We start from the raw sequence: 20615 nt of genomic DNA on the forward strand, positions 1-20615 counted from the left end.
GCCAGCACCCCCCCACAACCCAGCACCCCCCCACAACCCAGCACCCCCCCACAACCCAGCACCCCCCGAGAACCCAGCAGCCGCGGACGGCCCTGATTCCGGAGGCGGCCCTGCGGCTCGGGGCGCTGGGGCCCCAGGTGACACCGGGCCGTCCCAGGGCGTCCCGGGCGCGGGCGTCATCCCGGCGGAGCCCTCCGGGCGCGCGGTCGTCAGCGCGCAGGGGTGGCGCGCCCCCGACGACCGCCTCCTTGACGACGCCTGTTCCTCGGACGGCGCCCGCCTGTCAGGAGAGGGGGCCCGACAGGAGCGCTTCGGCCCGCAGGAAGGCGAAGGCCCCCCGGAAGGTGAAGGCCCCCCGGAAGGTGAAGGCCCGCGGGAAGGTGAAGGCCCGCGGGAGAGCGACGGCGCGGGCGCAGGTGAAGGCCGCCAGGAGGGTGAAGGCCTGTGGGAGAGTGGCGGCGCGCGGGAAGGTCAAGGCGCCCGGGAGGGCGGCGGTGTCCAGGAGGGCGGCGGCGCGCGGGCAGGCGGTGGGCTGCACGGCGTGAGGGCCGCTGCCGCTGCCGCTGTCGGCGGAGGGCCCACCGGGAAGCCTGGCTCTGTCGGGCAGCCTGGCTCCGTCGGGAAGGTGGCCTCCGCTGGGAAGCCTGGCTCCGTCGGGAAGGTGGCCTCCGCTGGGAAGCCGGGTTTGGCCGGGAAACCTGCCTCTGCCGGGACGCAGTCCTCTGCCGGGAGGGCGGCCTCTGTCGGGGGTTCTGCCGGTACGGGCCCGGGGCGGGATCGGTTGCCGGCCAGTCTGGCGCTGTCGGCTCCCGGGCAGCACATCGTGGTGCAGCCGCTGGGCGGCGGGGCCAGGCCGCGGGGGTTCTTCGCGGTGGGGGCTTCCCGGCCGTTCTCGCCGGTGGCGCACACGGTGATCAACGCCGCCGGTTCGCTGCTCACCCTGGCGCTGGAACGTGGCAGCGCTCAGTCGGAGGCGGAGCGCCAGGTGCGTTCGGCCGCGCTGGAGCTGCTGCTGGCGGGGGAGGAGGCCCGGGCCGGGGCGGTGCTCGCGGCGCTCGGCACGCGGGTGCCGCACGAGCCGCTGGTCGTCCTGGCGGCCGACGCGGACGCGCTCGACGTCCTCGAACCCCTCGCCTTCGCCGCCCGCCTGCGCCCACCGGTCCAGGAGACCGCACCGCCCGCCCCCGGCGCGGTGGAGCCGGCCTCAGGCCCTGTACGCGGCCGGGGTGGCGTGGAGCGGGCGACCGGCCCTGCCCGGACCGACCCTGCCCGGACCGGCCCTGGGCTGCCCGGTCCGGGCGTTGCCGAATCGGCCCCTGGCCCTGGGCGGCCCCGCCCGAGCGGCATGGAGCCGACCCCTGGCCCTGCGTGGTCCGGTCCTGGCGGGGTGCAGCCGGTCTCGGGGTCTGGGCGGTCCGGCCCGAGCGGCGAGCCGGTCTCGGGGTCTGGGCGGTCCGGCCCGAGCGGCGAGCCGGTCTCGGGGTCTGGGCGGTCCGGTCCTGGCGGCGGGGAGACGGTCTCCGGAGGTGTGCGGTCCGGCCCGAAAGGCGTGGAGCCGGTTTCCGGGGCTGCGCGGTCCGGGGTGCGTGGTGTCGAGTCGGTTCCCCGTCCTGAGCGGGCCGAGGCGCGTCTCGCAGGAGCCGTACGGCATGGTCAGGAGCGGGAGGCGGCGGGCGAGGGGCGTGAGGGAGCGGCCGGGCGGGTGGTGGTGGCGCTCGTGGCGCAGCCGGTGGCGGAGCGGGTGGCGGCGCAGGTGCCAGGGACGGTCGGGATGAGCGCGCCCTGCGGGTACGACGGGCTGCGTACCGCGCTCGACCAGGCGCGCCGCGCGCGGGAGAGCCGCCGCCCCGGGGTCGTGAGGTTCGCCGACCTGGCCGGGCAGGGGCTGCTGGCGCTGCTCGACCCGGCCGCCGCGCGGGCGTTCTCGTCCGCGCTGCTCGCGCCGCTCACCGCGTACGGCTCCCGGGCCGACCTGGTGGAGTCGCTGCACGCGTACCTGAGCTGCAACGGACACTGGGACGCGGCGGCGCAGCGGCTCGGCATCCACCGTCACACGCTCAGGTACCGGATGAAGCGGGTCACCGAGCTGCTCGGCCGCGACCTGGACGACCCGGGGGTGCGGGCCGAACTCTGGCTCGCCCTCCAGGCCGCCCGCGCCTGACGCCCGGCCCGCCGGGGTGCGGCGTCGGGGGCGGCGCTACCTTCTGTCGGTGAGGTAGCAGCAGACGACGGCGGTCGTGACCGCCTCGTACGTGTGCCCGTCCCGCAGGTGGCCGGCGCGTTCCAGGCTGATGGCGCCCTGCGCGGCCGCCCACAGGGCGTCGGCGATCTGGCGCGGCTGGGTCGGGATGAGCTGCCCGGAGGAGATGCAGTCGGCGATGGCCCGGTCGAGGATGTTGAGCGCGGCGCGGGCGAGCGTCCTGGCGCGTTCGCTCGGTTCGAAGCCGGGGATGGCGCGTTCGAACATGAGGCTGTAGTAGCCGGGCTCGGCCACGCACGCCTGGCGGTAGGCGGGGCCGAGCGCGGTGAGGTACTCGAGGGGGTCCCTGCGCTGCGGCACCGCTTCGAGGAAGCGGCGGATCCGCTCGAACCCCTCCAGGTACAGCGCCTCGGCCAGGCCCTCCCTGCTGCCGAACATCGTGTAGATGACGGTGGTCGTGCATCCGGCCTCGGACGCGATCCTGCGCATCGTGAGGCTGTCGGGGCCGTCACTCTGGAGCAGGTTCACGGCCACGTCGAGCAGGCGTGACCGCATCTCGTCGTGGCTCGCGCGCTCGCCGAGGAGGTATGCGCCCTGCAACCCCAGCGGCACCGAGGTCATGAGACCTCCCTTGCTGCCAAGGACCATCGCGTCCTTGTGACCTCACGCCGTTCGGTCACGGGGCCCACGCCTTTCTGCTCGGGGGCCCGCCGCGCTGGAGACCCGCATCGGATGACTTAGCCAGAGCGGAGATCGCTCAAACCAGTCCGCACGGTAAACATCCAGAATTAGGTCTACTTCTGTTACATCATGGGTATACATCGGGGCTTGTACTTATCGGTGAGCCCTCGTGGGAGTGTTGTGCACCCTGGTGTAAATCCCCGGTGGCTGACGTCGCATAACGTCTAGGCATGGACGTGCGTACCTTCTGGCTCGCCGGACGCCCCGCGACCGGCGACTCCGAACTCCCCGTGACCAATCCCCACGACGGTCGGGAGGTCGGCCGGTATTCGGTGCCGACCGACGCTCAGGTCGAGGAGGCCGTCGCCGCCGCCCACGGGGTGGCCAAGCAGGCGGCCGCGCTGCCCGTGCACGTACGCGCGGAGGCGCTGGCCCACGTCGCGCGCCGCCTGTCGGAGCGGGCCGAGGAGCTGGCCCAGCTCATCAGCGCGGAGAACGGCAAGCCGATCCTCTGGGCCCGCGGCGAGGTCGGCCGTGCCGTGGCGACCTTCCGCTTCGCCGCCGAGGAGACCCGGCGCTGGTCCGGCGAGGTGCAGCGGCTCGACACCGAGCCCGCCGCCGCCGGTCGCCTGGCCTACGTCTCGCGCGTGCCGAAGGGCCCCGTGCTCGCGATCACCCCGTTCAACTTCCCGCTGAACCTCGTCGCCCACAAGGTCGCGCCCGCCATCGCGGTCGGCGCGCCCGTCGTGATCAAGCCTGCGCCCGCCACGCCGCTGTCGGCGCTGGCGCTCGGCGAGATCCTGGCGGAGACCGACCTGCCCGCCGGCATGTTCTCGGTGCTGCCGGTCGAGAACGAGCGCGCCTCCGCGCTCGTGCACGACCCGCGCCTGCCGATCGTGTCGTTCACCGGCTCCGCGCCCGTGGGGTACGCCATCGCCGACGAGGTGCCGCGCAAGCACGTCACGCTGGAGCTGGGCGGCAACGCCGCCGCCGTCGTGCTGGCCGACGCCGACCTCGACTGGGCCGCGCAGCGCGTCGCCCTGTTCTCCAACTACCAGGCGGGCCAGAGCTGCATCGCCGTCCAGCGGGTCATCGTCGAGGAGCCGGTCTACGACGCGTTCGTCGAACGCCTGCTGCCCGCCGTGTCCGCGCTCGTCACCGGCGACCCGGCCGACGAGAAGACCCAGGTGGGCCCGCTCGTGTCGGAGGCCGCCGCCGAGCGCGTCGAGCAGTGGATCAACGAGGCCGTGGCCGGAGGCGCCCGCGTGCTCGCGGGCGGCACCCGCGAGGGCGCCACCGTCGCCCCGACGGTGCTGGCCGACGTCCCGCACGACGCCAAGGTGGCCTGCGAGGAGGTCTTCGGCCCGGTCATGATCCTGCAGACCGCCGCGTCGATCGACGAGGCGTACGCCATGGTCAACGACTCGAAGTACGGCCTGCAGGCGGGCGTGTTCACCCGCTCGCTCGACGCCGCCTTCCGCGCCAACCGGGAGCTGGAGGTCGGCGGCGTGATCATCGGCGACGTGCCGTCCTACCGCGCCGACCAGATGCCGTACGGCGGCGTCAAGGACTCCGGCATCGGCCGCGAGGGCCTGCGCTCGGCGATGGAGGACTTCACGTACGAGAAGGTCATGGTGCTGACCGGGCTGACGCTCTGACGCGCGCCGCACGTTGAGCCACCGAGGTGGCAGGAGGCGGGCGCCGGCCCCCGAACGGGACGGCGCCCGCCTCCTGCCTTCCCGCCTCCGCGCGGGCGACGGAGGTCAGGCGTCCTGTGCCGCCTGGTAGAGGGCCTTGGCGGTGTCGCCGAGATAGGGGCCGTACATCGTGCGGTGGTCGTCGCTGTACTTGAAGCTGCTCAGCGACGTGATCGTGCCCTGGCCGGTGGCGGGGTCGAAGCCGGTCAGCCACGGCCCGCCGCTGGAGCCCGCCGTCATGTCGCAGCCCAGCCCCTGGTCGCGGGTCTGCTTGTACGGGTCGTCGCGCAGCCGCCCCGCGCAGTAGACCAGGTGCTCCCCGTCGTACGGCGGGTCGGCGGGGTAGCCGAAGCCGAACGCCTGGCCGCCGCGCCCGGCGTTGAACCCGATGTCCTGGGCGCCGACCACGTCGGTGACGTGCCTGCCGCTCCAGGTGGACAGCACGACCATGGCGACGTCGTGGTTGTCGTCGGCCGAGCGGGACCACGGGCCTGCCACGAACATGCGCCTGGCGGCGTACTGGCCGTACGGGCGGTCGCCGTCGAGCCCGTACCCGGGGACGAACGTCCAGTTCTCGGCCCATGCTCCCGCGCCGTCCTTGACGCAGTGACCGGCGGTGACGACGAGGTCCTTGTTGGCGCTCCTGACCGTGCTGGCCGAGCAGACGAAGTCGGCGCCGGCCACGGTGAGGAACACCCGGCCGGTGGTCCTGGCGACGGCGCCGCCGGTCATCCAGGGGGAGCCGGGCGTCCTGGCGGAGGGCGCCGCGTGGGCGGACCCGCGCGGCGCGCCCGGCTCGGCGGCCGGCCGCGCGTCGCCGCGGCTCGGGGAGGAGCGGCCCGGGGTGTAGCGGCCCGGGGCGTAGCGGGCACCGCCATGGCCCGCGGGGCCGGGAAGCGAGGCACCACCCCCGAGACCGGCAGGCCCAGGCCCGCCGCCAGGGACGGAAGGCGCGCGCTCGCCGCCGGAGGCGCTCGGCCCGCCGTCGCCGAGGCCGACAGGCCCGTGGCCGCTGCCGAGGCTGGGCAGGACGGTGTCTCTGCCGCCGGTCACGCGGTCGAGCAGGCCGCCCTTCGTCAGGGTGGCGAGCAGGCCGATGGGCAGCGCGGCCGCCATGCGCTCGGGAGTCCAGTAGGCGAGCACGCGCCGCTCCTCCTCGGAGCTGCGCGCGGCCACGTGTTCGACGACGTCGGACCGCCGGGCCGGGCCGGCGGACGCGGCGGGGCCGGCGTGCCCCGGCGCGGGGGCCGCGCCGACGAGGGCGGGCCCCAGAAGGCCCGCGACGAGCGGCACGGCCGCAAGCAGGGGGGTGCTCAACGTCATGGCCCCCGAGTGTGCACCACGAGCCGTGTTCTCGTGACTACTTTCGGTGAATCTCCTGGGACCCTCGGCGGTATCGCGGGGCGTGTCAGATCGCGCTCCCGCAGCGGGGAGAATGGACGGGTGCATGAGATCCACCGCTCCGTCGTCGTGCTGGGGTCCACCGGCTCGGTCGGCACGCAGGCACTCGACGTCATCGCCGCCAACCGCGACGCCTTCGCCGTCACCGCGCTCGCGGCCGGGGGAGGCCGCATCGACCTGCTGGCGAGGCAGGCGGCGGAGTTCGGCGTGGAGGCCGTGGCGGTCGCCGACGCCTCCGCCGTGCCCGCGCTGAAGGAGGCGCTCGCCGCGCTCGGCGCGGCGCCGAAGGTCCTCGGCGGGCCCGAGGGGGTCGCCGAGGTGGCGGCGTGGGGCTGCGACGTCGTGCTCAACGCCATCACCGGGGCGCTGGGCCTCACCTCCACGCTGGTCGCCCTGGAGGCGGGCCGGTCGCTGGCCCTCGCCAACAAGGAGTCGCTGATCATCGGCGGGCCGCTGGTGAAGCGGCTGGCCGCGCCCGGCCAGATCCTCCCGGTCGACTCCGAGCACTCGGCCGTGCAGCAGTGCCTGTGGGCGGCCGGGCCGGACGGCCACGACCCGGCGCGGGTCAAGCAGCTCGTCATCACCGCGAGCGGCGGCCCGTTCAGGGGGATGAAGCGCGAGGAGATGGCGGACGTCACGCCCCGGATGGCGCTCGCGCACCCCACCTGGTCGATGGGGCCGGTCATCACGGTCAACTCCGCCACCCTGGTCAACAAGGGGCTGGAGGTCATCGAGGCGCACCTGCTGTTCGACATCGGCTTCGACAGGATCGAGGTCGTGGTGCACCCGCAGTCGGTCGTCCACTCGATGGTCGAGTACGTCGACGGCTCCACCATCGCCCAGGCCAGCCCGCCCGACATGCGGCTGCCGATCGCGCTCGCGCTCGGCCACCCGGCCCGCGTCCCCGGCGCGGCCCCCGCGATCGACTGGACCACCGCCCACACCTGGACGTTCGAGCCGCTCGACGACGAGGCGTTCCCGGCGGTCGCGCTCGCCAGGCACGTCGGCGCCGCGGGCGGCACCGCGCCGGCCGTCTACAACGCCGCCAACGAGGCGTGCCTCGACGCGTTCCTGCGCGGCGAGCTGCCCTTCCTGTCGATCGTCGATACCGTCGCCAAGGTGGTCGAGGAGCACGACGTCACCCCGGCCTCCAGCGTCGAGGAGGTCCTCGCGGCCGACACATGGGCCCGAGCCCGTGCGGCCGAACTCACAGCCGGTCAGTCCCGATAGCTACCTAAACTGGTTAGCGTCGTCACACCTAAGGGTTGAAATGTCCTCTGTAGCACTTGGCATCCCGACGGTTCGCCCCAGGCCGCTCGCCGAACGCCGACGTTCCCGCCAGATCATGGTCGGCAGCGTGCCGGTGGGCGGCGACGCCCCGGTCTCCGTCCAGTCGATGACCACCACGGTCACCGCCGACGTGAACGCCACGCTCCAGCAGATCGCCGAGCTGACCGCGTCCGGGTGCCAGATCGTGCGCGTGGCCGTGCCGTCGCAGGACGACGCCGACGCGCTCCCGATCATCGCCAGGAAGTCGCAGATCCCGGTCATCGCCGACATCCACTTCCAGCCCAAGTACGTCTTCGCCGCCATCGAGGCGGGCTGCGCGGCGGTCAGGGTCAACCCGGGCAACATCAAGAAGTTCGACGACAAGGTCGGCGAGATCGCCAAGGCGGCGTCCGACCACGGCGTCCCGATCCGCATCGGCGTCAACGCCGGCTCGCTCGACCCGCGGCTGCTGCAGAAGTACGGCAAGGCCACGCCCGAGGCGCTGGTCGAGTCGGCGCTGTGGGAGTGCTCGCTGTTCGAGGAGCACGGGTTCCGCGACATCAAGATCTCGGTCAAGCACAACGACCCGGTCGTGATGATCAACGCGTACCGGCTGCTGGCCGAGCAGTGCGACTACCCGCTCCACCTGGGTGTCACCGAGGCGGGGCCGGCGTTCCAGGGCACGATCAAGTCGGCGGTCGCGTTCGGCGCGCTGCTGGCCGAGGGCATCGGCGACACCATCCGGGTGTCGCTGTCCGCGCCTCCCGTCGAGGAGGTCAAGGTCGGCACGCAGATCCTGGAGTCCCTGGGCCTGCGCGAGCGCGGCCTGGAGATCGTCTCCTGCCCGTCGTGCGGGCGGGCGCAGGTCGACGTGTACACGCTGGCCGAGCGCGTCCAGGCCGGCCTGGAGGGGCTGAAGGTGCCGCTGCGCGTGGCGGTCATGGGCTGCGTGGTGAACGGCCCCGGCGAGGCCCGCGAGGCCGACCTCGGCGTGGCGTCCGGCAACGGCAAGGGGCAGATCTTCGTCAAGGGCGAGGTCATCAAGACCGTGCCGGAGTCGCAGATCGTCGAGACCCTGATCGAGGAGGCCCTGCGGATGGCCGAGGAGATGGGCGTCGACCCCGAGGGCGACGGCCCCGAGGTCACCGTCGGCTGACCACCCGAGCGCGCCTGCGCGACCCAGGCCCGGTCCCCTGCGCGGGGGCCGGGCCTTGCCGTGTGAGCAGGGTGTCGTTACGGTGTGCAATCTGTTGATGACAGGGTGGCAAGCATTCGCTCATACGGAACGTGACGGCGTCCTCGCTCCGGGAGCATCGCCACAGCCTATGAGCAAGGGGGAGAGGCTTGGTGAAGCGGATAGCCGGCGTCGTGGCCGGGATCGCGGTGCTCGCCGGAGGGCTGGCGCCGGTGGACGCCCGGGCGGCCGACGCGAGCATGAGCGTGACGGCCGAGGCCGGCCGGCAGAAGGTGGCGTGGGGGCCCTGCCCGAAGGAGGGGGGCCAGCTCCAGCTGGCCGACGTGGAGTGCGCGAGCGTGCGCGTTCCGCTCGACTACCGCAACCCGGGGGGCCGCTCGATCAGCGTGGCGATCAACCGGGTGAAGGCCAAGGTCGCCAGCGGCCCCGAACACCTCGGCACGCTGGTGGTGAACCCGGGCGGACCGGGCGCGTCGGGGCGCAAGCTCGCCGCGCTGGTGTCGGCGGGGCTGCCGAACGGCCTGGGGGAGCGGTACGACGTGGTCGGGCTCGACCCGCGCGGCGTGGGCGGCAGCCAGCCGTCGCTCCACTGCGTCGACCCCGACGCCTACTACCGGGCGCCGCGGCCCGACGCGGTGCCGCAGGACGCGGCCGAGGAGCGCACGCTGCTGGACAGGGCCAAGCACTACGCGACCCGCTGCGGTCAGCAGTGGGGCTGGTTCCTGCCGTACCTGACGACGGAGAACTCCGCCAGAGACTTGGACGTCGTCCGTGAGGCGCTCGGCGAGGAGAAGATCAGCTACCTGGGCTACTCGTACGGCACCTACCTGGGGGCCGTGTACGCCACGCTCTTCCCGGACCGGGTCGACCGCATGGTCATGGACAGCACGGTCGATCCCACGGCCGTGTGGTACCGCGCCAACCTGGCCCAGGACCGCGCGTTCGAGCGCAGGCACCACGACTTCCTCGCCTGGACGGCCAAGAACAACGCCGTCTACCACCTCGGCGCGACGCCGGGGCAGACGTCGGAGGCCTACTACGCGATGCGCGACCGGCTGCGTTCCCGTCCGGCGGGCGGCGTGGTGGGCCCGAGCGAGCTCGACGACACGTTCACCATGGCCGGCTACAGCGACAGGCTCTGGCCCGAGCTGGCCGCCGCCTGGTCGGCGTACCGGCGGCGGGGCGACGCCAAGCCGCTCGTGGACGCGTTCAACAAGCACGGCAAGACCGATCTCGAGGACGAGAACGGCTACGCCGTCTACCTGGGCGTGCAGTGCCGCGACGCGGCCTGGCCGCGCTCGTGGCCGAAGTGGCGGGCCGACATGACCAGGCTGCACCACCGGGCGCCGTTCATGACCTGGCCGAACGCCTGGTTCAACGCGCCGTGCCTGTTCTGGCCGACGCCGGGCGGCACCCCGGTCAAGGTGCAGGGCGCGCCGTCGCTGCCGCCGACGCTCATGATCCAGTCGCGCCGCGACGCCGCCACGCCGTACGAGGGCGCGCTCACCATGCGCAGGCTCTTCCCGAAGGCGCGCATGGTGGTCGAGGAGGGCGGCAACCACGGCGTCTCCCTGGCGGGCAACCGGTGCGTCGACGCCAGGCTCGCCGCGTACCTGGCCGACGGCACGCTGCCGGCCAGGGACATGACGTGCGCCGCGCAGGCGGCTCCCAGGGCGGCGGCGGCACGCAAGGCCGCCGCCCCCAAGGCCGTGCGCCGGGCGGGCACGCAAAGGGCGGGCACGCAAAGGGCGGGCACGGAGAGGGCGGGCGTGAAAAGGGCAGGCGTGAAAAGGACGGGCGCGGAAAGGCTCACGGAGGTTCTCGCAGGATGAGCTAATCGGTGCCCCTTCGCGTAGTCTGACCATGTGATGCTGCGTACATCGGCGTCGCGCGTGCTCGACGACAGCGACCGGGACGAGGTCCTCGCCCTGCTGGACTCCGACCCGGTCGCGAACGTCTTCGTGTCTTCCCGCGTACGGGCCGTCGGACTCAACCCGGCCCGGCTCGGGGGGCAGATGTGGGGATTCGGGCCGCGCGGCGGGCTCGCCTCGCTCTGCTACGCCGGCGCCAACATGGTGCCGGTCAACGCCGGCCCGGAGGCCGTGCACGCGTTCGCCGACCGGGCGCGCAAGCAGGGGCGCCGCTGCTCGTCCATCGTGGGCCCGGTCGACGCGGTCTCGCTGCTGTGGGAGCGGCTGGAGCCGTACTGGGGCAGTGCCCGCGCGATCCGGTGGGCGCAGCCGGTCATGGCCACCTCGCAGCAGCCGGCCGTCCCGGCCGACCCGCTGGTGCGCAGGGTGCGGCCCGAGGAGTTCGACATCCTGCTGCCCGCCTGCGTCGCCATGTTCACCGAGGAGGTGGGCGTCTCGCCCAACCTCGGCGACGGGGGCGCGCTCTACCGGGCCAGGGTTGCCGAGCTGATCCGCATCGGCAGGTCGTACGCCCGCATCGAGGACGGCCGGGTGGTCTTCAAGGCGGAGATCGGCGCGGTCACGCCGCAGGCGTGCCAGATCCAGGGCGTCTGGGTGGCGCCCGAGCTGCGCGGCCGCGGCTACGCGGCAGGCGGCATGGCGGCGGTCGTGGAGGCCGCGCTGGCCTGCTTCGCGCCGGTGGTCTCGCTGTACGTCAACGACTTCAACCAGCCGGCCCGCGCGGTCTACAGGAAGGTCGGCTTCCGCGAGGTCGACACCTTCATGTCCGTGCTCTTCTGAACGCCCCTGGCCGGCTACAGGCGGACGAGCTTGTCGAAGAGCCTGGCCAGCTCCGTGCCGGGGTCGGCGGTCAGCCCGGCGTGCACCGGGCCCGTCTGCACGATGGTGCTGCGCGGCGCGGTGAGCCAGCGGAACCTGCCGCCGAGCGGCTCGGCCGCCAGCGGGCCCGGCTCGTCGCCGCAGGCCAGCTCGTACGCGCCGAGGGCCCTGCGCACCTCGTCCACGTCGGCCGTGGGGTCGAGGGCGCGCAGGCGGGCCGGGTCGAGCTCGACCCTGGCGCACAGGTAGCCGCGCGGCTGGCAGTAGAGCAGCACACCCGCGTTGATCAGCTCGCCGCGCTCCACCTTCGGCACGACGCGGATCACCGCGTACTCGTAGACGTCCCTGGTCACCTGCCGCCTCCACGCCAGAACTCGCCGACCGAGCCGGGGCCCGCCGCCGGCCGCGGAGCCTGCTCCGCCCTCGTCAGCCAGGCGCGCGGCCCGTGCGCCCGCCGCAGCAGATGGTCGACGTACGCCTCCCGCACGTCCGCCGCCGCGGCGAACCCGGGCTCGCCGTCGAGCCACTCGTCGGGCACCTGCGCCGTGACCGTCTCCAGCAGCTCGCGGGTGACCCGCCCGGCGAGCTCGTCGCCCGCCGCGGCGAGGTCGCCCGCGTACGGCGCGAGCACGTGGTCGCCGGCGTCGAACGGCCGCTGCGGGTCGGCGGTCTTCCAGTTGTGGTGGAACCAGAGCGCGGCGCCGTGGTCGATGAGCCAGATGTCGCGGTGCCAGACGAGCAGGTTGGGGTTGCGCCAGGTGCGGTCGATGTTGTGGATCAGGCCGTCGAACCACACCACCCTGGCCGCGAACAGCGGGTCGGGCACCCAGGCGAGCGGTTCGAAGCCGAGCGCGCCAGGCAGGAAGTCGACGGCGAGGTTGAGGCCGCTGCTCGCCTTGAGGAGGTCCTGCACCTCCTCGTCGGGCTCGCGGGCGCCGAGCTGCGGGTCGAGGTCGATGAGCTTGAGCTCCGGCGTGCGCAGGCCGAGCGCGCGGCCCAGCTCGGCGGCGATGATCTCGGCGACGAGCACCCGGCGGCCCTGGCCGGCCTCGCGGAACTTCACGACGTACGTGCCGAGGTCGTCGGCCTCGACGACGCCGGGCAGCGACCCGCCCTCCCGCAGCGGGGTCACGTAGCGGGTGGCCGCGATCTTTTCCAGCACGACATGAGGCTATCGCCTGCGCGGGGGCAGCGGTGTCGCGGAGCCGGGCTGCCGGGCCGGCCGTCAGCGGCGCGCGGGCCGGGCGGGGCGGAGCGGCTGCACGAAGGCGGCGTCGGAGTCGGCGTCGGAGTCGGCCTCGAAGGCGGCCTCGGAGTCTGCCTCGGAGTCGGCCTCGTAGATCCGGTCGCGGGTGATCCTGCGATAATGGCGCGTCATGTCCGATCTGCGAACCGCCGATCCTCGACAGCTCGGCCCGTACCGGCTGCTGCGCAGGCTCGGCCAGGGCGGCCAGGGCGTCGTGTTCCTCGGCTGCTCGCCCAATGGCGCGCAGGTCGCGGTGAAGCTGCTGCACGCGGGGCTGTCCGGCTCCTCCGAGGCGCGGCGCAGGTTCCTCGGCGAGGTCGAGGCGGTGCGCAGGGTCGCGCCGTTCTGCACCGCCCAGCTGCTGGACGCCGACCTGGAGGGCGACCGTCCGTACCTGGTCAGCGAGTACGTGGAAGGGCCGTCGCTGCGTGAGCACGTCGCCGCGAGGGGGCCCCGCCTCGGCGGCTCGCTCGACCGGCTGGCCATCGGCACCGCCACCGCGCTCGGCGCCATCCACCGGGCCGGGGTGGTGCACCGCGACTTCAAGCCGGCGAACGTGCTGCTCGGCCTCGACGGCCCCCGGGTGATCGACTTCGGGGTGTCCAGGCTCGTGGACACCGCGGCGACCTCCGGGATGATCCCGGTCGGCACCCCCGCCTACCTCGCGCCCGAACGGATCAAGGGCGAGCCCGCCGGGCCCGCGGCCGACCTGTGGGCGTGGGCGCTCACCGTGGCGTACACGGCGAACGGCAGGCAGGCGTACGCGGCCGAGACGTACCAGGAGACCCTGGCGAGGATCCTGTACGGCAAGCCCGACCTGGGGGTGCTGTCCGGGACGCTGCGTGAGATCGTCGACGCCTGCCTGGCCCCCGAGCCGGGCGACCGGCCGGGCGCCGAGGAGGTGCTGGGGCGCCTGCTGGGGCAGGAGGCCGGGGGCGACGTGCTGACGTCCGGCGCGAGGGCCGCCATCGCCGTCACCAGGCCGGACGGCATCCCCGTCACCAGGCCGGAAGCCGCCGCCGGGCCGGACGCCGCCGGGCCGGAGAACGTCACGCGGCACCGGCAGGCGGACGCCCTGCCGATCGCTGGGCCGACCGCTGGGCCGACCGCTGGGCCGACCGCTGGGCCGACCGCTGGGCCGACCGCTGGGCCGAACGCGGACGCCGGGCGGACCATGACACCCGGGCCGACCACGGGCGGGCGGCGGAGGCGGGTGCGGCCCTGGCAGGCCGGGCTGGCCGCCGTGGTCGTCGCGCTGGCCGCCGCCGGGGCCGCCCTCTGGCCGCGCGACACGCCCGCCCCCTCCCTCGAAGGCGTCTGGACCGGCGCCGCCGAGCACCCCTCCGCCGGCCGGGTCTTCCCCCTCGAACTGCGGATCTCGGGCGGAGGGACGTCCACCATGCGCTGGGGGTCCGACCTGCACTGCTCCGCCCGGCTCCACCCGGCCGGCGACGCCCTCACCTTCACACTCGCCGCCGTCAAGGGCGACCAGTGCCACCCCGGGACGCTGCGGCTGGCGCGGACGAAGAGCGACAACCAGCTCACCCTCACCGTGAGCCGCGACGGCGACGACCGGCCCGCCTACTCGGGGAAGGTCTCGCGCACGCCCTGACCGGCTGTGTCACGGTCAGGTGGCGATTGCGCCGCACGCGTTGACGGGGCGCCGCCCGTTGCCTTCAGTGGAAGGCAGGAAGGGGTGGCGGCGAGGGGAGGCGCCCCGTGCCAACGGCGCAGCCGCTCATGACGGGGGACCCGCGGCGGCTCGGGGAGTACGCGCTGTCCGGGCGCCTCGGCGCGGGCGGTCAGGGCCTGGTGTACCTCGGGTGGAGGGACGGCGAGGCGTACGCGGTCAAGCTGCTGCACGGGACGCTGGGCGACGAACGGGCGGCGTTCCTGCGGGAGGTGGAGCTGGCCAAGCACGTCGCGCGGTTCTGCACGGCCCAGGTGATCGAGGCGGGGTTCGACGAGGGGCGCCCGTACATCGTCAGCGAGTACGTCGACGGGCCGTCGCTGCACCGCGAGGTCGTGCTGACCGGGCCGCGGCGCGGCGCCGCGCTGGAACGGCTGGCCGTCAGCACCGCCACCGCGCTCGCCGCGATCCACCGGGCCGGCATCGTGCACAGGGACTTCAAGCCGCAGAACGTCCTGCTGGGCGTCGACGGGCCGCGCGTCATCGACTTCGGGCTGGCCAGGGCGCTCGACGCGGCGGCCACGGTCAGCGGGCGGGGTGTGGGGACGCCGGCGTACATGGCGCCCGAGCAGATCACGGCGCTGGCCGTCACTGGGGCCGCCGACGTCTTCTCGTGGGGTGCCACGATGTGTTTCGCGGCGAACGGGAGCGCGCCGTTCGGGCAGGACTCCGTCGCGCCCGTGCTGCACCGCATCCTCACCGCGCCACCCGAGCTGGGACGGCTCGACGGGTGGCTGCGCGAGCTGGTGGCGGCCTGCCTGGACAAGGACGCCAGGAACCGGCCGACCAGCAGCGAGCTGCTGCTCGCCCTGCTGGGCGACGCCGGTGACGGGGTTCCTGCCGTGCTGCGGGGACGCCCGTCCGCATCGGTCGGGCCGCGGTCGTCCTGGGACGACGACGTGCCGGTCGTTCCCGCCGGGCCGGTCGCGCCGGGTATGGCGCTGGCCGAGCCAGAGGCCACGGGCGCGCCGCACGCCTACCACCTCGCCAGCCCCGCCCCTGACCCCGGGACCACGGACGGCGGCGCTCAGGACGGGCGTGCCTCAGGCGGCGGCGTCCCGGAGGGCCAGGTCTCCGCGGATCCCGCCCGGGAGGGCGGTGCTCAGGACGGTTCCGGCGCTCACTCCTTCCCCGTTGGGGCCGGCGGGCGGGGGGCCTCCGGCGGTGGCCGGGGGTGGGTGGCTGGAGCGCTCCAGGACGGCGGGTGGCTGCGGGCGGCGCTGGCCGTGTCGGCGGCGCTGCTGGTCACCGCGGTCGTCCTGCTCACCGTGATCGCCCCCACGCTCGGGAGGGTCGGCGCGGCGTCGCAGGCGGTGGCCGCGCCGCCGCGGTCCACGGTGACGGTCACCCCGGCCGACGGCGGCACCCGTACGCGCAGGACGCCGGAGACGTCGGCGCCGCCCAGGAAGACGGGGGACACGCGGAAGGCGGGGGAGACGCAGGGCGGCACCAGGCCGGCCAGCGGGCTGAAGCCTCCGGCGACGCGCCCCGCCCCCGGCGGCACCGCCACCCCGGCGGCCCCGGTGACGGTGGCGGTCCCGCCGCTGGAGGGCCTGGACCGCGCCGCCGCCGCACGGGCGATCAAGCGGGCCGGTCTGGCGTCCGGCGGGGTGACCGAGGTGGACTCGCCGCAGCCGGTCGGCCGGGTGCTGGACAGCGCTCCCGCCGCGGGCGCGGCCGCGGCGAAGGGGACGGCGGTGGCGCTGACGGTCTCGGCCGGGCTGGAGGTGCCCGCGGTCGCCGGGATGTCGCGCGACGAGGCGGAGGCGGCGCTGACGGCCGCGGGCCTGACGGCCGGACCGGTGACGCGGTCGTGCTCGGCCGGGCAGGACGGGCGGGTGCTGTCGTCGGAGCCGGGGGCGGGCACCCGGGTCGCGGGCGGGACGCCGGTCGGGCTGGTCGTGGCGCGCGACGGCGCTCCCGTGCCGCCGGTGACGGGCCGCTCCCTGGCGGAGGGCCGTTCGGAGCTGGTCGCGGCGGGCTTCACCGTACGGGTGCGCAGCCGGCCGGTGGAGGACGCCTCCCGCGTGGACGTGATCCTCGCGCAGAGCGTGCGGGCCGGGACGTGCGCAGGTCCGGGGACGACGGTGGTGGTGACGGTGGGCGTCGCGACGCAGTCGGAACCGGAGCCTGACGACCCCGGCGACCCGGGCCGGACGCCGCCCTCGGCGGACTGACCGGCCGCGAGCCTCGCACGGCGGCCGGCGGATCTCGGGAGCGGCGGGCTAGCCGGCCGGCGGCAGGATGGCGCGGGCGGCCTCCAGGAGGGCCGTTTCGACCTCCTCCTCGGGGAGGTTCATGGTCTGGGCGACGCCCCACTGCAGGGCGCCGAGCAGGGCCCAGCTCCTGACTCTGGCCGGGCCGTCGGGGTCGGGGCCGGCGAGGCGGTTGAAGATCTCGTTCCGGAACGTCCTGATCGCCTCGCCCGGGGAGCCGGGAGGGGCGTCGTCGCTGCCGGCGAGGTCTTCGAGGAGCAGCCGGATCACGGCGCGGTGCCGTGCGGCGAAGGACACCAGGGCGGTGACGAGCTCCTCGCGGTCGCCCGCGTCGGCCCCGAGTAACGTGATCATGTCCTCGCCCGCGGGGGCCAGCAGCTCCGAGGCCAGGCGGTCCTTCGGGTGGAAGTGGTAGGCGACGGCCGTCTTGGTGAGGCCGACGGCGGCGGCGATGTCGGACAGCGAGGTGGCGGCGTAGCCGCGCTCGGCGAAGAGCTCCCTGGCGGCGGCGAGGATCCGGCTGCGGGTGTCGTCGGCTGTGGTCATCGTCTCATTTCCGTGCTCGCTACAGCCTTCCGGATTATTCCGTTTTATCGTAGTCCTGTACGACTGTACAGGACGGCCGTCGAGTGGGAGCAGGGACGATGACGCGGTTTCTCGGGCGGCTAGGCGGCTGGTGCGCGCGGCGCGGGCGGCTCGTCCTGGCGTTATGGGTGCTCGCGGCCGTGGGACTCATGGGCGGCAGCCTCGTCCTCGGCAGCCCCGTCAGCAACGACGTGTCGATCCCCGGCACCGACGCGCAGCGCGCCCACGACCTGATGAAGAGCGGCTTCGGCGCCGGCTACGACACCGGCGGCACCGTGCAGCTCCTCGTGTACTCCCCCGAGGGCCTGCTCGTCGAGGAACGGCGCAAGAAGGCCGTCGAGGACGCGATCGACCGGCTCAGGACCATGCCGCACGTGGTCGGGGTGGACACCCCGTACCGGCGCGGCGGCATCTCCTCGAACCTGCAGATCGGGCTCATCACGGTCCGCATGCAGGGCCAGGACCCCGCGAAGCTCGCCGAGACCACGCAGACGCTGTCGAAGGCGGCCGATCCGGCCCGCGCGGCCGGCCTGGAGGTCGTGGCCGCCGACAGCTCCACCCCCGCCGACAAGGAGATCAAGACCGGGCCCAGCGAGATCATCGGCGTGGTGTGCGCGCTGCTGGTGCTGGTGTTCGCGTTCGGCACGCTCACCGCCGCCCTGGTGCCGATCTTCACGGCCCTGGTCAGCGTCGCGACCGGCCTCGGCGTGATCGGCCTGCTCGGCCACGTCCTGGACGTGCCCAAGCAGGCGGGCATCATGGCCACGATGATCGGCCTCGGCGTCGGCATCGACTACGCGCTGTTCCTCCTGTCGCGCCACCGCAAGCTCCTGGCCGACGGCGTGCCGGTGCACGAGTCGGTGCGGCGCACGGTCGCGAGCTCCGGCGGCGCCGTGGTGTTCGCCGGCGGCACCGTGATCATCGCCCTGAGCGCCCTCATGCTGGGCGGCTTCCCCCTGCTGCGGACCCTCGGCTGGATCACCGGCATCTCCGTCGTCACCGCCGTGCTCACCTCGGTCACCCTCGTCCCCGCCCTGCTCGGGCTGCTCGGCCACCGGATCAACGCGCTCAGGGTGCCGCTGCTCGGCCGGCGCGGCGCCGCCGGCTCCGGCTGGGGCGCGCTCGGCGCGTGGGTGGCCAGGCGTCCCTGGCGGGTGCTGATCGGCAGCGTCGTGGTGCTCGGCGCCCTCGCCGCGCCCGCGCTCGCGCTCAAACTCGGCCCGCTCGACGAGGGGTACGCGGCGCAGGACTCGCCGTCGCGGCGCGCGTACGAGCTGATGGCGAGCGGCTTCGGCCCCGGCTCCAACGGTCCGATGCTCGTGGTGGCCGAGCTGCCGGCGCCGGTGAAGGACGCCAAGGCCGAGCCCGTACGGCGGCTCGGCGACGCGGTCGAGGCGGTGGACGGCGTCGCGCACGTCGCCGCCGCCAAGCTGAACGGCTCGCACACCGCCGTCCTCATCCAGACGATCAGCGAGTACGCGCCCAGCGACTCACGCGCCCTCGACGTGGTACGCGCGATCAGGAAGATCGACGTGCCGGGGGTGCGGGTGCACGTCGGCGGCGAGGTCGCCGCGCTCGCCGACGCCGCGAGCCGCATGTCGGAGCGCACCCCGCTGGTCATCGGCGTGGTCGTGCTGCTGAGCGCCATGCTCCTGCTGTTCGCGTTCAGGGCGCCCATCGTCGCGATCAAGGCCGCGCTGATGAACCTCGTCTCGCTCGGCGCCGCCTTCGGCGCGCTCGCCCTGGTCTTCTCCATCGGGCTCGGCAGCCGCCTGGTCGGCATGGATCCGCCCGTCAACTCCTCGTACCTGCAGACGATCTTCTTCTCGGTGCCGATCGAGAGCTACGTGCCGCTGATGCTGTTCGCGGTGCTGTTCGGGCTGTCGATGGACTACGAGGTGTTCCTGCTGACGGCGGTGCGGCAGGCGTTCCAGCGGCACGGCGACAACGCCCGCGCGGTGGCGGAGGGGCTGGGCTCGACCGGCCGTGTCATCACCTCGGCCGCGTTGATCATGGTGGCGGTGTTCGTGGCGTTCATCGCCTACCCGGACCCGCTCGTCAAGACGTTCGGCGTGGGGCTCGCGGTGGCCATCGCCGTGGACGCCACCCTCATCAGGGGCTTCCTGGTGCCCGCGACCATGGTGCTGCTCGGCCGGTGGAACTGGTGGTGCCCCCGCTGGCTCGACCGGGTGCTGCCGAACCTGTCGGTGGAGGGCCACGAGGACGACGACGCCCCCGCCCCCGCCGCCGAGGAAGCCCGCCCGGTCGCCCCGGTGGGCTCCTGACCGGCGGCCCGCCGGGGCGGGCACGCAGGGCTGGAGCGTTCCACCGGGCGGCCGGGATCAGGCGAACAGGACGTGCGGGTGCATGCCGTCCACCAGGCCCATGTCCGGCGGGTGGACGCTGTAGCCCAGCATGCGGCGCAGGCGCGGCGACACCATGCGGGCCACGTCACGCCCGGGTGAGAGCGTGAACGCCTCCCGCGTGCGCAGCCACGGCTCGCAGTAGTGGGCGGTGACGGTGAGGCCGGCCGGGCCGTGCTCCGGCGTGGCGGCCCTGCCGTGCCAGAGGGTGCCGAGCAGGACGGCGCACGAGCCGGGCGGCGGGTTCAGCGGCACCCCCGGCGCGTCGGGCGTGCGGCCCTCCGGCCAGCGGTGGCTGCCCGGCCAGACGGTGAGCGGGGCTCCGGGGGAGACCGTCCACAGGGCGGCGACGGACAGCGCGGGACGCGGGCGGCGCAGCGGGTAGTGCCGGTCGTCCGGGTACGGCTTCCGCGCGGGCGCGCCGCCCCGCGTCTCGACCACCTCGACCTGGGAGAGCAGGAAGTTGGGCAGGAGGAGGCGGTCAAGCAGGGCGAGCACGGCGGGGTGCTCGATGAGGTCGTCCAGGACGCGGGTGTGGTTGAGCACGCCGAAGGCGTGCCTGACCGGGTGCGACGGGAAGGTCGTGAGCAGCGGCGCGAGCCGGTCGCGGACGTCGCGCCTGGCCGGGTCGGGCAGCAGGCCGGGCAGCACGAGGAAGCCGTCGCGGTGCAGGGCCGTCATGGGCGTCACGGCCGGGGCTCCCGCTCCGCCTGCGGCGCGGCGCCGAGGGCGGCCACGGTGAAGGCCCACACCTCGCGCACCACCTCGTCCAGGGCGGGGCGCGGGTCGCGCTCCAGCACGACGGTGAAGATGGCGCGCATGCCGCCGACGACGCCCGACGCCAGCAGTTCGGGGTCGCGGCCGGGCGCGAGCGCGCCCTCGGCCTGGCCGGCGGCCACGTGCTTGACCCCCAGCTCGACGACCTGGCTGAAGCAGCGGGCCTCCATCGCGGCCACCTGCGCGTCGCCGACCATGCGGCCGAGCACCACCGGCGCGAGCGGGTCGCGGTAGACGCGCTCGACCCAGGTGACGACCTGCGCCCGCCAGCGGTCGAGCCACGTCTCGCCCTCGAACCCGGTCAGCACGGTGTCGGCCACCAGGCGGTCGTAGAAGTCGCCGAGCAGCGCGCTCATCAGCCCGCTGCGGGTCTCGAAGTAGCGGTACGGCAGCCCGACGCTCACACCGGCCCGCCTCGCGACGGCGGCGACCTCGACGTCCCCCGTCTCGATCAGCTCGGCGGCGGCGGCCTCGAGCAGCTTGTGGCGCGTCGCCTCGGCGCGCGCGGACAGGGAATCCACGGCCACCATTGTTAGTTGAGTTCA

18 protein-coding genes are annotated in these 20615 nt (G+C 74.4%); 9 read left to right on the top strand and 9 right to left on the bottom strand.

What is annotated here, in order from left to right; translation table 11 throughout:
- Positions 1–283 precede the first annotated feature (283 nt).
- Positions 284–538, bottom strand: a complete 255-nt coding sequence (locus BMX74_RS14385) for a hypothetical protein (RefSeq protein ID WP_091100813.1) — start codon at positions 536–538, stop codon at positions 284–286.
- A gap of 243 nt (positions 539–781) precedes the next feature.
- Here BMX74_RS14385 and BMX74_RS45570 point away from each other — a divergent pair, with 243 nt between their 5' ends.
- A complete protein-coding gene (locus BMX74_RS45570; protein ID WP_256256951.1) occupies positions 782–2161 on the top strand; it encodes a helix-turn-helix domain-containing protein in 1380 nt (459 codons plus the stop codon).
- A 36-nt stretch (positions 2162–2197) separates the two neighbouring features.
- Here the strand turns inward: BMX74_RS45570 and BMX74_RS14395 are convergent, their stop codons facing one another.
- Complete coding sequence (locus tag BMX74_RS14395; protein WP_055503685.1) at positions 2198–2821, bottom strand: TetR/AcrR family transcriptional regulator; 624 nt, start codon at positions 2819–2821, stop codon at positions 2198–2200.
- Positions 2822–3111: 290 nt separating this feature from the next.
- On the opposite strand from BMX74_RS14395, the gene BMX74_RS14400 reads away from it, so the two are divergent.
- The gene (locus BMX74_RS14400; RefSeq protein WP_055503684.1) at positions 3112–4539 is read left to right on the top strand and encodes an aldehyde dehydrogenase family protein; all 1428 of its coding nucleotides are present in this window, start codon (positions 3112–3114) and stop codon (positions 4537–4539) included.
- 105 nt (positions 4540–4644) lie between these two features.
- Here the strand turns inward: BMX74_RS14400 and BMX74_RS45575 are convergent, their stop codons facing one another.
- A complete protein-coding gene (locus BMX74_RS45575) occupies positions 4645–5901 on the bottom strand; it encodes a trypsin-like serine peptidase (RefSeq protein ID WP_256256952.1) in 1257 nt (418 codons plus the stop codon).
- A 120-nt stretch (positions 5902–6021) separates the two neighbouring features.
- Here BMX74_RS45575 and dxr point away from each other — a divergent pair, with 120 nt between their 5' ends.
- The 4 genes from dxr (at position 6022) to BMX74_RS14425 (ending at position 11154) form a co-directional block, all read left to right on the top strand.
- Positions 6022–7209, top strand: a complete 1188-nt coding sequence (gene dxr / locus BMX74_RS14410; RefSeq protein WP_420538130.1) for a 1-deoxy-D-xylulose-5-phosphate reductoisomerase — start codon at positions 6022–6024, stop codon at positions 7207–7209.
- Between the two features lie 40 nt (positions 7210–7249).
- Positions 7250–8404, top strand: coding sequence for a flavodoxin-dependent (E)-4-hydroxy-3-methylbut-2-enyl-diphosphate synthase (ispG, locus tag BMX74_RS14415; RefSeq protein WP_055503683.1), 1155 nt, complete (start codon positions 7250–7252; stop codon positions 8402–8404).
- A 191-nt stretch (positions 8405–8595) separates the two neighbouring features.
- Positions 8596–10275, top strand: coding sequence for an alpha/beta hydrolase (locus BMX74_RS14420; RefSeq protein ID WP_091100815.1), 1680 nt, complete (start codon positions 8596–8598; stop codon positions 10273–10275).
- Positions 10276–10311: 36 nt separating this feature from the next.
- Positions 10312–11154 carry a GNAT family N-acetyltransferase gene (locus BMX74_RS14425; protein WP_091101182.1) on the top strand — a complete coding sequence of 281 codons (843 nt, stop codon included), beginning with the start codon at positions 10312–10314 and terminating at the stop codon, positions 11152–11154.
- Positions 11155–11168: 14 nt separating this feature from the next.
- Here BMX74_RS14425 and BMX74_RS14430 read toward each other — a convergent pair whose 3' ends face one another.
- The 3 genes from BMX74_RS14430 to BMX74_RS44065 form a co-directional block, all read right to left on the bottom strand.
- A complete protein-coding gene (locus BMX74_RS14430; protein WP_055503681.1) occupies positions 11169–11546 on the bottom strand; it encodes a DUF3037 domain-containing protein in 378 nt (125 codons plus the stop codon).
- A complete protein-coding gene (locus BMX74_RS14435; protein WP_055503680.1) occupies positions 11543–12355 on the bottom strand; it encodes a HipA family kinase in 813 nt (270 codons plus the stop codon). The genes BMX74_RS14430 and BMX74_RS14435 overlap by 4 nt, the downstream gene beginning before the upstream one ends.
- Positions 12356–12418: 63 nt before the next feature.
- Positions 12419–12571, bottom strand: coding sequence for a hypothetical protein (locus tag BMX74_RS44065; protein WP_177227343.1), 153 nt, complete (start codon positions 12569–12571; stop codon positions 12419–12421).
- Between BMX74_RS44065 and BMX74_RS44945 the strand changes: the two genes are divergently transcribed.
- Complete coding sequence (locus tag BMX74_RS44945; protein ID WP_091100818.1) at positions 12570–14051, top strand: protein kinase domain-containing protein; 1482 nt, start codon at positions 12570–12572, stop codon at positions 14049–14051. The genes BMX74_RS44065 and BMX74_RS44945 overlap by 2 nt on opposite strands.
- 107 nt (positions 14052–14158) lie before the next feature.
- The gene (locus BMX74_RS14445; RefSeq protein WP_143078660.1) at positions 14159–16306 is read left to right on the top strand and encodes a serine/threonine-protein kinase; all 2148 of its coding nucleotides are present in this window, start codon (positions 14159–14161) and stop codon (positions 16304–16306) included.
- A gap of 48 nt (positions 16307–16354) precedes the next feature.
- On the opposite strand, the gene BMX74_RS14450 is transcribed toward BMX74_RS14445, so the two are convergent.
- Positions 16355–16891, bottom strand: coding sequence for a TetR/AcrR family transcriptional regulator (locus BMX74_RS14450; protein ID WP_055503677.1), 537 nt, complete (start codon positions 16889–16891; stop codon positions 16355–16357).
- Between the two features lie 98 nt (positions 16892–16989).
- Between BMX74_RS14450 and BMX74_RS14455 the strand changes: the two genes are divergently transcribed.
- The gene (locus tag BMX74_RS14455) at positions 16990–19215 is read left to right on the top strand and encodes an MMPL family transporter (RefSeq protein ID WP_091100822.1); all 2226 of its coding nucleotides are present in this window, start codon (positions 16990–16992) and stop codon (positions 19213–19215) included.
- Positions 19216–19272: 57 nt separating this feature from the next.
- Here BMX74_RS14455 and BMX74_RS14460 read toward each other — a convergent pair whose 3' ends face one another.
- Positions 19273–19983: a phytanoyl-CoA dioxygenase family protein gene (locus BMX74_RS14460; RefSeq protein WP_091100824.1), complete on the bottom strand. Its 711-nt coding sequence runs from the start codon at positions 19981–19983 to the stop codon at positions 19273–19275.
- Positions 19980–20591 (bottom strand): TetR/AcrR family transcriptional regulator, encoded by a 612-nt coding sequence (locus BMX74_RS14465; protein ID WP_063792132.1) that lies wholly within the window; start codon positions 20589–20591, stop codon positions 19980–19982. The genes BMX74_RS14460 and BMX74_RS14465 overlap by 4 nt, the downstream gene beginning before the upstream one ends.
- Positions 20592–20615 lie beyond the last annotated feature (24 nt).

The organism is Nonomuraea pusilla (assembly GCF_900109355.1).
In the GTDB taxonomy this organism is placed as follows: domain Bacteria; phylum Actinomycetota; class Actinomycetes; order Streptosporangiales; family Streptosporangiaceae; genus Nonomuraea; species Nonomuraea pusilla.

Excerpts from the sequence above, each read along its gene's own strand:
- BMX74_RS14400 (WP_055503684.1), top strand. The coding sequence starts at position 3,112 with ATGGACGTGCGTACCTTCTGGCTCGCCGGACGCCCCGCGACCGGCGAC.
- BMX74_RS14450 (WP_055503677.1), bottom strand. The coding sequence starts at position 16,891 with ATGACCACAGCCGACGACACCCGCAGCCGGATCCTCGCCGCCGCCAGG.
- BMX74_RS14395 (WP_055503685.1), bottom strand. The coding sequence starts at position 2,821 with ATGACCTCGGTGCCGCTGGGGTTGCAGGGCGCATACCTCCTCGGCGAG.
- ispG (WP_055503683.1), top strand. The coding sequence starts at position 7,250 with ATGTCCTCTGTAGCACTTGGCATCCCGACGGTTCGCCCCAGGCCGCTC.
- BMX74_RS14455 (WP_091100822.1), top strand. The coding sequence starts at position 16,990 with ATGACGCGGTTTCTCGGGCGGCTAGGCGGCTGGTGCGCGCGGCGCGGG.
- BMX74_RS45575 (WP_256256952.1), bottom strand. The coding sequence starts at position 5,901 with ATGACGTTGAGCACCCCCCTGCTTGCGGCCGTGCCGCTCGTCGCGGGC.
- BMX74_RS44945 (WP_091100818.1), top strand. The coding sequence starts at position 12,570 with ATGTCCGATCTGCGAACCGCCGATCCTCGACAGCTCGGCCCGTACCGG.
- BMX74_RS44065 (WP_177227343.1), bottom strand. The coding sequence starts at position 12,571 with ATGACGCGCCATTATCGCAGGATCACCCGCGACCGGATCTACGAGGCC.
- BMX74_RS14425 (WP_091101182.1), top strand. The coding sequence starts at position 10,312 with ATGCTGCGTACATCGGCGTCGCGCGTGCTCGACGACAGCGACCGGGAC.